We start from the raw sequence: 11,056 nt of genomic DNA on the forward strand, positions 1-11,056 counted from the left end.
TGCGCGTTTGATCGCGTGTGAAATGCGCAATTATTTAACGCTGACCTTACATCAGGAGGGGGAAGATGTTAATGAGACCAGGTATAGACTGAAAATTGTTACAGACTACGCCCTGTAAGGGTTCGCTGCTGGACTTGAGCTGTCGCTCTACTTACAATCGGAGAATCGTTGTTATCCGCGGAATGCCGGTTCATTCCTCACCCCTGCGGCTAGCATCATCAACGCCCTGCGATTAGGAGAGGTTATAGACATGTCATTTGAAGTATTCGAGAAACTGGAAGCGAAAGTGCAGCAGGCGATTGATACCATCACGCTGTTGCAGATGGAAATCGAAGAGCTTAAAGAACAAAACGGTAATTTGAACCAGCAGGTTCAGCAGGCAGCAGGCAGCAGTGATGCGCTGGTGCGTGAAAATCAGCAGTTAAAAGAAGAGCAGCATGTCTGGCAGGATCGTCTGCGGGCTTTGCTGGGAAAAATGGAAGAGGTGTAATGCTGCACCTGGCGTAAAAGCAGGAAGCAAGCAGAAAACGGGTGCCCTGGGGCACCCATTTTATATGTTCGTCTTTATTCGATGTCGAGCGCGTCTTCGGACAGGATCATTCCCGTGTTGTCTGCGTACAGATGATCGCCGGAGAAGAACGTGACGCCACCAAAGTTCACCCGCACGTCGCTTTCACCAATGCCTTCACCTGCAGCCCCGGCAGGAATAGCCGCGATGGCCTGAATGCCGATATCCAGTTCTTCCAGATCATCCACCTGGCGAACAGAACCATACACCACAATGCCTTCCCACTCATTTTGCTGAGCCAGCGTTGCGAGCGCGGCGTCCACCAGCGCACGGCGTACTGAACCACCACCATCAACCAGCAGAACACGACCACGGCCGTTTTCCTCCAGCAAATCATAGAGCAGCCCGTTATCTTCGAAACATTTTACCGTGGTGATTTGCCCGCCAAACGAGGTGCGACCACCAAAGTTTGAGAAAAGCGGTTCAACGACATTCACATCTTCATGGTAGATGTCGCACAGTTCTGAAGTATCGTATTTCATAGGGGTTTCGTCTGTTTGCCGCAGGAGGGCTAAGTATATCGCTTAAAGGCCACTGTTGGCAAAATCATCAATTGTTAAAAATTGCGATGGGTCAAGCACATCGCGTTTAGCTGAACACTAAGCCGATGGCAAACAGGATATTGATCAGCAGGGCTGCTTTAACGGTTTTTTCCAGCATGGGTCGCATCGCCAGTGCACTGGTTTCTCGCAAAATGAAACGTCCCTGCTGCCACAACAGAGGTGCCGCGAGCAGGAATAACCAACCCACCGGACGCAGGCTGACCAGCGCACTGTAGAGAGCAAAGCAGGCCAGTGCGGTGGTTAACAGCACGGCATGATAGCGGCGTGCTCCATGTGCACCCAGGCGAACTGCCAGCGTAAATTTCCCATTCTGCCGGTCGCTGTCGATATCGCGCAGGTTGTTGACGTTCAGTACGGCGGTCGCCAGCAGGCCACAGCCACTGGCGGGCAGCAGCAGCAGCAGATCAATCTGGTGTGTTTGCAGATAGCTACTGCCGATGACCCCCAGCCAGCCAAAGAAGATCATCACAGACAGATCCCCAAGGCCAAGATAGCCATAGGGTTTTTTCCCCACGGTATAAGCGATGGCTGCGACTATCGCCAGCGCGCCCATCGCCACAAAGCCGAGGATATCGGCGGGAGACTGGCAGGCCCGCAGGATCAGTAGCAGGCCACAGCCGGTGGTGATGGCCACGGTCAGCATCAGCGCGATGCGCATCTGCTCTTTGGTGATCGCCCCTTTCTGCATGCCACGCAACGGCCCGATACGCTGCGGCGTATCGCTGCCTTTCAGCGCATCGCCGTAGTCATTCGCCAGGTTAGAGAGGATCTGTAACAGAGTGGTGGTCAGCAGCGCCAGCAGGGCGATGGAGGGGTCAAAATGCCCCTGATGCCACGCCAGAGCGCTACCGGTAATGATCGAGGCACAGGCCAGCGGCAGTGTGCGCAGACGCAGGCTTTCCAACCAGGCCTGGGGCATTGAGAGTGGGGGAGCCAGTTGAGTATTATCCATGACAGGTTGCGCCTCCGATCCGTTTCAGGTCCAGTGCGGCGAGTGCCAGCACGATATCGGTGTCATGGTAAGCGCCTTTTTAACAACGGGAGTTAATCCTGGTCAAGTTGGTGCAGGATATAAAAAAAGGAGGCCGAAGCCTCCTGATGTGTCGAGCCGTTTGCTTACAGGATAAAGCGGCTGAGATCTTCGTCAGCCACCAGCTCGTCGAGATGTTTGCCTACATATTCGGCATCAATGGTAATCGACTGGCCATTCAGGTCGCTGGCGTCGTAGGAGATGTCTTCCATCAGACGCTCCAGGACGGTATGCAGACGACGTGCACCGATGTTTTCAGCGGTCTCATTCACCTGCCATGCCGCAGCCGCAATCTTACTGATGCCGTCAGGGGTAAAGTTAATCTCTACGCCTTCCGTGTTCATCAGTGCTTTATATTGCACGGTGATGGAGGCACTTGGCTCTGTGAGGATGCGCTCAAAGTCGTGCGTGGTCAGCGCCTGGAGTTCAACGCGGATAGGCAGACGGCCCTGCAACTCAGGGATCAAGTCTGACGGGCTGGCTACCTGGAATGCGCCGGAAGCGATAAACAGGATGTGGTCAGTTTTTACCATGCCGTGTTTTGTCGACACCGTACAGCCTTCGACCAGCGGCAACAGGTCACGCTGTACGCCTTCGCGAGACACGTCAGGACCGGACGATTCACCCCGTTTACAGACTTTGTCGATCTCATCGATAAACACGATACCGTGCTGTTCAACCGCGTCGATCGCTTCCTGCTTCAGCTCTTCCGGGTTCACCAGCTTGGCGGCTTCTTCTTCCACCAGCAGTTTCATCGCCTCTTTGATTTTCAGCTTACGAGGTTTCTGTTTCTGGCCGCCGAGGTTCTGGAACATCGACTGGAGCTGGCTGGTCATCTCTTCCATGCCTGGAGGTGCCATGATTTCTACGCCACCGGATACGGCAGCCAGATCGATTTCGATCTCTTTGTCATCCAGCTGGCCTTCGCGCAGCTTCTTGCGGAAGGACTGACGCGCAGCAGAAGGCTCAGGTGCTGCTTCATTCTGGCCCCAGTTATTTTTTGCCGGTGGGATCAACACATCGAGAATGCGCTCTTCAGCCATTTCTTCGGCGCGGTAACGATACTTCTCAATCGCCTGTGAGCGCACCATCTTAATCGCAGAATCGGTCAGATCGCGGATAATCGAATCCACTTCTTTACCCACATAGCCCACTTCGGTGAACTTGGTCGCTTCGACTTTGATGAAAGGGGCGTTAGCCAGTTTTGCCAGGCGGCGGGCAATTTCCGTTTTACCCACCCCGGTTGGGCCGATCATCAGAATGTTTTTTGGCGTCACTTCATGACGCAACTCTTCGTCCAACTGCATACGGCGCCAGCGGTTACGCAGCGCGATGGCGACGGCACGTTTGGCGCCATCCTGGCCGATGATAAATCTGTTCAGTTCGCTGACAATCTCGCGCGGAGTCATAGCAGACATAAATTAGGATCCTTACGCTTTAGACGGTAATGCTTCGATGGTGAGGTTATGGTTGGTATAGATGCAGATATCACCTGCAATACCTAGCGCTTTTTCCACGATGTCGCGTGCGCCGATATCGGTGTTTTCCAGCAGCGCACGGGCTGCTGCCTGAGCGTATGGACCGCCTGAACCGATAGCAATTAAGTCGTTTTCTGGCTGGATGACATCCCCGTTACCGGTAATGATCAGCGAGGCATTTTCATCGGCCACGGCCAGCAGTGCTTCAAGTTTGCGCAGCATACGGTCGGTGCGCCAGTCTTTTGCCAGTTCGACGGCGGCTTTCACCAGATGACCCTGGTGCATTTCCAGTTTGCGTTCAAAAAGTTCAAACAGAGTGAAGGCATCGGCGGTACCGCCCGCAAAGCCCGCAATGACTTTGTCATTGTAGAGACGACGCACTTTTTTGACGTTGCCTTTCATCACGGTATTGCCGAGGGTAGCCTGGCCATCACCGCCAATTACTACCTGGCCGTTGCGTCGTACACTTACTATTGTTGTCACGGGCAGACCCCTTATTGCAGTCGGAAGATGACCCCGCACGTTTTGTACGGGGTACTGATGCAATCAGATATGGGGCGGGTTTGAGGGGTTTCAACCCCCGATGGACAGAGGAATACAATTTGAGTGGCCGGAACCACGCAGGCGTTTTAGCGTGCTGTCGGCCGCACTGCGGTTGTTATACGGTCCGATAACGACACGATTCCAGCCACCGCCGGTCGTGATCCTGCTTTCAAATCCTTCAAAAGCTAACTGAGCACGAATGGACTCGGCCTGGTCGGTACCTTTGAAGGAGCCACACTGCACCATCCAGCGCTGCGCGCTCTCTTTTTCCGCTTCTTTTGGCTTGGTTTCCACTTTCGGCTGCGCGGCAATTTCCGGTTTCGGCTGGCGAACAGGTTCGCGGGTGACCGGTGTTATCGGTGCCGGGCGCGGTGTCTGAGTTTGAGTCTGTGGCTGCGTGCGCGGCTGCGTTTGCTGCTGCGGCATACGCGACTGCTGCTGAAGCTGGCCCTGCTGCTGCTGACGTTGAATGGTCTGCTGGCGCTGCGCCGGCGTTTGTTCATTCCACGGCACTTCGTTGAGCTGAGTAGGTTGCTGGCGCATATCGGCCTGCATCTGGTCCAGTAGCTGACGCTGTTCATCGGTTAACTGGGTCTGGGAATGTGCTTCGCCCCCTGACGTCGGTTCTGTAGGCGTAGGAACGCCAAGCTGACGGTTCTCCAGCTCTTTGATATAGCGCCAGCGTTCTTCCGGTTTGGGTGGCAGGCCATTGCCGGTCGCCTTGTGGTCAGGGATCACTGGTGTATCTTCTTTTTTATGATGCGCGATAAACCACAAGCCACCAATAAAGGTGACCAGAACGGCAACCGCCAGCACTATCATGATTTTTGATACACCGGACCCACTGCTGCGTTTCTTGCTGCGACTGTTGGTATTTTTGCGACGCGTCCCTGTCGAACGCCCGCGGCCTACATAATCTTTTTGTGCCACTATCGTTCCGCTAATAATCGATGAAGGTAAGGCCGGGCTAAAAGAGTGAAAATGTGTACCCGATGATAGCCCGCCATGTTACTGAAGGGCCGGAAGTTTGACCAGCAGCGATCTTACTAAGAATCCGCTGATTTTTGCCCAAAAGCAGGCATGGCGTGCTACCCGCTATCTGGGAAAAATCAATCTTCGTCGCGCAGGGAGGGCGCGGTGCTCCCGCGAATTTTCAGCTCGAAGTCCAGCAGGCGTGAACCATTGCTGACCATCCTGCCCTGCAACTGCTCCAGCAAGAGTAGCATCGCTTCGCGACCTATGTTGAAACGCGGCTGGGCAACGGTGGTTAATTGCGGATCGCTGTAGCGTGACAGTTCGATATCATCGAAGCCGATGATTGACAGATCTTTTGGTACGCGCAGGCCCATATTCTTCGCCTGTGACATCGCACCCAGTGCGATGATATCGCTATGACAGAACAAGGCATCGGGCGGTTTCGGCAGGGTCATCAGATGTTTCATCGCCTGCGAACCGGCATCGAAGGTGAAGTCACCCCGCACGATATAGGTCGGGTCGACCGCCATGCCGTGACGGCGCAGAGCCTGAATATAGCCCTGCAGGCGATACTGGCACAGCGGCATCTCTTCCGGGCCGGAGATGCAGGCAATGCGGCGATGTCCGAGCTTTTGCAGGTGGTTAACGGCTTCAAAGGCTGCCGTCAGATTATCGATATGGACCGTTGGCAGTTCCAGCTCCGGTGCAAACTCATTGGCCATCACCATTGGCGGCAGATTACGTTGCTCTTCCACTCCGGTGTCAAAAGGGACATTGGAGCCAAGCAGCACCATGCCGTCGATCTGGCGGGTCAGCATCAGATTAAGAAAGGATTTTTCCTGTTGGTTCTGGTGAGCACAGTCGCCAATCAGTACCAGATACCCTTCAGCCGCCGCCACGACTTCAATGCCACGAATAATTTCACTGAAAAATGGGTCGCAGATATCTGGCACAATCACCAGTACGGTCCGTGATTCACTGCGTCGCGCGCTGCGCGTCATTGAATGCGGGGAGTAGCCGACGGCGATCACCGCCTGTTCAACCTTATAGCGTGTTGCAGCAGAGACCTTTTCCGGATTCATCAGGGCGCGGGAAACCGTCGCCGTTGATACGCCGGCTTTTTCAGCCACGTTTTTCATGGTCACCACGGATGTGTCTTGATTCTGCTCCAACGCTTTTCTCCTCACGCCAGCCCCTGAGCCGACCTGACCAACTAATAACGATGTATTGTCCGGCGACTCAACATGTCGCTTGCGGTGAACGCCCCCGCATTCTTAACAGATATGCGAGGTGGCTGTTACTTAATTTGCATAAAAATTGTGACTTGTGCGACTTTTTTCGATCCAGTGCGCAACTTTGCAGGCAATCGATTACGTTGTCAGCTTTCTGTCGGGTCGATATCTAACGTCCATTTCACCTTACGGGCCTGAGGCAGTGTTGAGATCAGGGGCAAGCTGGATTTAATCAGGCGCTGCAAGACGGCGCGCGAAGGATGTTGAAGCAGGAGCTGCCAGCGATACCGGCCACTGCGTTTTGCCTGCAATGCCGGAACCGGGCCCATGACCCAGAATGATTCACTGTTAAGTGGGCTGGCTTCGAGCAAATTGCGCAGCTGCTGCAGGAAGAGGTTGGCCTGCTGGTTGTCGTGATCCTCTGCACGAAACAGAGCGTGGCTGGTGAACGGTGGCAGGAACACGCTGTTGCGCTCGCTGAGTGCCTGGTGGGCGAAGGCATCGTAACCCTGATGCATCAGGGTTTGCAGCAGGGGATGTTCCGGATGATGGGTCTGCAACAATACTTCCCCCTGTTTACCGGCACGGCCTGCTCGCCCCGCGACCTGGGTATACAGCTGAGCAAAGCGCTCGGCCGAACGAAAGTCTGCCGAGAACAGCGCGCCATCGACGTCCAGTAGTGACACCAGCGTGACATCCGGGAAATGGTGGCCTTTCGCCAGCATTTGCGTTCCGACCAGAATGCGCGCCCCGCCGCGATGAACCTCAGCCAGTTGCTGCTCAAGCGCCCCTTTACGGCTGGTGGTATCGCGGTCGATACGCGTCAGGGGGACGCCCGGGAACAGCTCACTAATATTGTGTTCGAGCTGTTCGGTTCCCAACCCAACCGGCACCAGATGCGTGGAACCGCACTGCGGGCACTGATGGGGAACCGGACGCTGGCTGTCACAGTGATGGCAGCGCAGTTGGCGCTGATGCTGGTGCAGGGTGTAGTAACGGTCACAGCGCTGGCATTCGGCAATCCAGCCGCATTCATGGCACAGCAGCGTTGGCGAGAAACCACGACGGTTGAGGAACAACAGCACCTGGTTATCGGCTTTAAGATGCTGGCCAATTTTCTTAATCAGCATCGGAGACAGGCCACCCTGAAGCTTGACGCCTTTCAGGTCGACCAGCAGCTGTGTGGCTTTGGTGGCATTTCCGGCGCGTTTGCTGAGGTTAAGCTGGCGATATTTACCGGACTGAACGTTTTGCAGGGTTTCCAGCGCTGGGGTCGCTGAGCCCATCACGATTGGAATATTTTCCTGACGGGCACGAAACACCGCCAGATCGCGTGCGTGATAGCGCCAGCCTTCCTGCTGTTTGTAAGAGCTGTCATGCTCTTCATCAATAATGATGGCGCCCAGACGGGCAAACGGCGTGAAGAGGGAAGAGCGGGTGCCAATCACAATGGCTGTTTCGCCACTGCGCGCGCGCAGCCATACGGCGAGGCGTTCGCTGTCGTTCAGCCCGGAATGCAGCACATCCACCGGGGCGCTAAAGCGCTCACGAAAGCGGGCGATGGTTTGCGGTGTCAGACCGATTTCTGGCACCAGCACCAGCACCTGGCGGCCGTTGGCCAGAATGTTTTCCAGAACGCTGAGATAAACCTCAGTTTTACCCGATCCGGTGATCCCCGCGAGTAACCAGGCAGAAAACTGATCGTCGGCACTGCGTATGGCTCCCACGGCTGTCGCTTGTTCAGTATTGAGCCGTAGACGTTCGCCCTTCACCGTATAATTTTCCCGCCAGTCCTGGTGGGCACGTGGCTGGGCGCGCAGCTCACACAGGCCTTTCGCCCGCAGTGCTTGCAGTGTGGCCTCGGTGATGTCGTGCTGGCTGACTTCATGGCGATACAGCCCGCTGTGTCGCAGCGCAGCCAGTGCCTGCTGCTGTTTTGGGGCACGTTTGAGGCTTTCCGGTGCGGTCGCTTTGCCTTCTTCTGTCATCAGCCATTGCCAGAGAGGGGCTTCTTCGGCGGGTTTGCCCTGACGCAGTAGCACGGGCATGGCGTGGAACAGCACTTCACCCAGTGGATAATGATAATAATCAGCAGCCCATAGCAGGATGCGCCACAAGGAGGCGGGGTACAGTGAGTCGCTATCTAACACCTCATGCACGCTTTTTAGCTGGTCGAGGGGGAAATCGCTGTGTTCAACAATGCCGACAACCACGCCGATCGCCTTGCGCTTACCAAAAGGCACGCTGACGCGCCCACCGACCACGGCATGGCTGAGGTGAGGTGGCAACAGATAATCAAAGTTGCGGGCAAGCGGAACGGGTAGCGCGACCTGAACAACGGGCATGGATTCATCCGGGTGAAAAACAGGGCCAGTTAGTGTACACTGTGTCGTCCGGAATGTGCGGATCCGATTGCGGCGGCTGTTTAATTTCTGTATAGTTCGCCGCCGTTGGTATGGCATTTTGGTATCAACTTCACTTGAAATATTAATCTTCGTGTGGTGCCGGTGCAGGAGTGATCCTGGCGCGGGAGAGCGACACGGCCTTAACTGAGGTTTTCCCATGAAAAAAGGTATTCACCCTAATTACGCTGAAGTTACTGCTAAATGTTCTTGCGGTAATGAAATCAAAACCCGCTCTACCGTGGGTCACGACCTGAACCTGGACGTGTGTGGCAACTGCCACCCGTTCTACACCGGTAAGCAGCGTGATGTTGCTAGCGGCGGCCGTGTGGATCGCTTCAACAAGCGTTTCAGCATCCCAGGCGCTAAATAAGCACCCTGAAAGAAACGGTTACCGTTTCGGATGTAAAAAAAACCCAGCCTCTGGCTGGGTTTTTTTATGCCTGCTTATCGGGAAGCGGCGGTGTGTAATATGCGGGGCTATCGGGTAACCCGGCAGGCCCTGATGTGACATCAGGTGCCTGACCGGATAACCGAACGGTTTAGTATTCCCAGGTCTCAGGATCGACGCCCATTGCACGCATGATCGCTTTTGCTTCCTCGGGAATTTCGTCACTGCGTTCTTTGCGCAGGTCAACATCATCCGGCAGAGGCTGGCCGGTAAATGCATGCAGAAATGCTTCGCACAGCAGTTCGCTGTTGGTGGCATGACGCAAGTTATTAACCTGGCGGCGGGTGCGCTCATCGGTCAAAATCTTTAATACTTTCAACGGAATGGATACCGTGATTTTTTTAACCTGCTCGCTTTTTTTACCGTGCTCAGCGTAAGGGCTGATATATTCGCCGTTCCATTCAGCCATGAGTTACCTTAATCATATTAAATGTAGAATTGCCGAAATTTGGCTAATTATGCCCGAAGTCGATGGCTATCACACCGGGATGGCACAACTTTCTCTGGGGTATATCGACATAATTCTAACGGTTATTGACGCATTGCTCAATCTATACGCAAAGACATTTAGATGTCCAGATGTATTGACGTCTATCTCGCTGCTGTTTACTCTATCAGTCTTATCTTATTAACCAGCAGGAAGTTATGCACCATGACGCGTAAACAGGCAACCATCGCAGTACGTAGCGGTTTGAATGATGACGAGCAATATGGCTGCGTTGTCCCACCGATTCATCTCTCCAGCACCTATAACTTTACCGACTTCAATGAGCCGCGCGCTCATGACTACTCACGTCGCGGCAACCCGACGCGTGATGTCGTGCAACGTGCGCTGGCAGAGCTGGAAGGGGGCGCTGGTGCAGTGATGACCAATACGGGCATGTCTGCCATCCATCTGGTGTGTACCGTATTCCTGAAACCCGGCGACCTGCTGTTGGCGCCGCATGACTGTTACGGCGGCAGTTACCGTCTGTTCGATAGCCTGAGCAAACGCGGTGCGTATCGCGTGAAGTTTGTTGACCAGGGCGATGAGGCTGCTTTACAGGCGGCGCTGGCTGAGAAACCTAAGCTGGTACTGATTGAAAGCCCGAGCAACCCGCTGCTGCGTGTGGTGGATATTGCGTCGATCACCCAGGCTGCGGCAGAAGCTGGCGCGATTAGCGTGGTGGACAATACCTTCCTCAGCCCGGCTTTACAGAATCCGCTGGCGCTGGGTGCTGACCTGGTGATTCACTCCTGTACCAAATACCTTAACGGTCACTCCGATGTGGTGGCCGGTGCTGTTGTTGCCAAAGACCCGCAGCATGTGACTGAACTGGCCTGGTGGGCGAACAATATTGGTGTGACCGGTGGCGCATTTGACAGCTACCTGCTGTTGCGCGGCATGCGTACACTGGCCCCGCGTATGGCGGCGGCACAGCGTAATGCGCTGGCGATTGTCGATTATCTGAAACAACAACCGCTGGTGAAAAAGCTGTATCATCCTTCCCTGCCGGAAAATGCCGGACATCAGTTTGCGGTACGTCAGCAAAAAGGCTTTGGCGCCATGCTAAGTTTTGAGCTGAACGGTGATGAGGCAACGCTGCGTCGTTTCCTGAAAGCGTTGGAATTATTCACACTGGCGGAATCGCTGGGCGGCGTCGAAAGCCTGATTTCCCACACCGCAACCATGACCCATGCGGGCATGTCTGCTGAAGCGCGTGCGGCAGCGGGGATTTCGGAGACGCTGCTGCGTATTTCGGTGGGAATTGAAGATCACGAAGATTTAATCGCCGATCTGGATAATGCATTCCGGATCGCGGCCAAGAGGTAAG

General features: G+C 54.8%; 11 protein-coding genes. 3 read left to right on the plus strand and 8 right to left on the minus strand.

The genetic code is table 11. The features are described from left to right. Positions 1-250 precede the first annotated feature (250 nt). Positions 251-490: a cell division protein ZapB gene (zapB, locus tag FVB43_RS22810; RefSeq protein WP_133846359.1), complete on the plus strand. Its 240-nt coding sequence runs from the start codon at positions 251-253 to the stop codon at positions 488-490. Positions 491-564: 74 nt separating this feature from the next. Here zapB and rraA read toward each other — a convergent pair whose 3' ends face one another. From rraA to priA, 7 genes are all read right to left on the minus strand, one after another. After that, complete coding sequence (rraA, locus tag FVB43_RS22815; protein WP_133846358.1) at positions 565-1,050, minus strand: ribonuclease E activity regulator RraA; 486 nt, start codon at positions 1,048-1,050, stop codon at positions 565-567. Between the two features lie 106 nt (positions 1,051-1,156). Next, a complete protein-coding gene (locus FVB43_RS22820; RefSeq protein ID WP_133846357.1) occupies positions 1,157-2,083 on the minus strand; it encodes a 1,4-dihydroxy-2-naphthoate polyprenyltransferase in 927 nt (308 codons plus the stop codon). A gap of 164 nt (positions 2,084-2,247) precedes the next feature. Continuing rightward, positions 2,248-3,579 (minus strand): HslU--HslV peptidase ATPase subunit, encoded by a 1,332-nt coding sequence (gene hslU, locus FVB43_RS22825; protein ID WP_167864836.1) that lies wholly within the window; start codon positions 3,577-3,579, stop codon positions 2,248-2,250. Positions 3,580-3,591: 12 nt separating this feature from the next. Continuing rightward, positions 3,592-4,122 carry an ATP-dependent protease subunit HslV gene (gene hslV, locus FVB43_RS22830; protein ID WP_133846355.1) on the minus strand — a complete coding sequence of 177 codons (531 nt, stop codon included), beginning with the start codon at positions 4,120-4,122 and terminating at the stop codon, positions 3,592-3,594. A 90-nt stretch (positions 4,123-4,212) separates the two neighbouring features. Continuing rightward, a complete protein-coding gene (ftsN, locus tag FVB43_RS22835) occupies positions 4,213-5,112 on the minus strand; it encodes a cell division protein FtsN (protein WP_159338329.1) in 900 nt (299 codons plus the stop codon). A 179-nt stretch (positions 5,113-5,291) separates the two neighbouring features. After that, entirely contained in the window at positions 5,292-6,329 is a 1,038-nt protein-coding gene (gene cytR, locus FVB43_RS22840) for a DNA-binding transcriptional regulator CytR (protein WP_133846353.1), read from the minus strand. 206 nt (positions 6,330-6,535) lie between these two features. Continuing rightward, complete coding sequence (priA, locus tag FVB43_RS22845) at positions 6,536-8,734, minus strand: primosomal protein N' (RefSeq protein WP_133846352.1); 2,199 nt, start codon at positions 8,732-8,734, stop codon at positions 6,536-6,538. 217 nt (positions 8,735-8,951) lie between these two features. On the opposite strand from priA, the gene rpmE reads away from it, so the two are divergent. Beyond that, entirely contained in the window at positions 8,952-9,164 is a 213-nt protein-coding gene (gene rpmE / locus FVB43_RS22850) for a 50S ribosomal protein L31 (protein ID WP_133846351.1), read from the plus strand. 169 nt (positions 9,165-9,333) lie between these two features. On the opposite strand, the gene metJ is transcribed toward rpmE, so the two are convergent. After that, positions 9,334-9,651, minus strand: coding sequence for a met regulon transcriptional regulator MetJ (metJ, locus tag FVB43_RS22855; protein ID WP_133846350.1), 318 nt, complete (start codon positions 9,649-9,651; stop codon positions 9,334-9,336). A 243-nt stretch (positions 9,652-9,894) separates the two neighbouring features. On the opposite strand from metJ, the gene metB reads away from it, so the two are divergent. Further along, entirely contained in the window at positions 9,895-11,055 is a 1,161-nt protein-coding gene (gene metB / locus FVB43_RS22860; protein WP_167864837.1) for a cystathionine gamma-synthase, read from the plus strand. Position 11,056: the final 1 nt, after the last annotated feature.

This window comes from Erwinia rhapontici, assembly GCF_012271765.1.
Lineage (GTDB): Bacteria > Pseudomonadota > Gammaproteobacteria > Enterobacterales > Enterobacteriaceae > Erwinia > Erwinia rhapontici.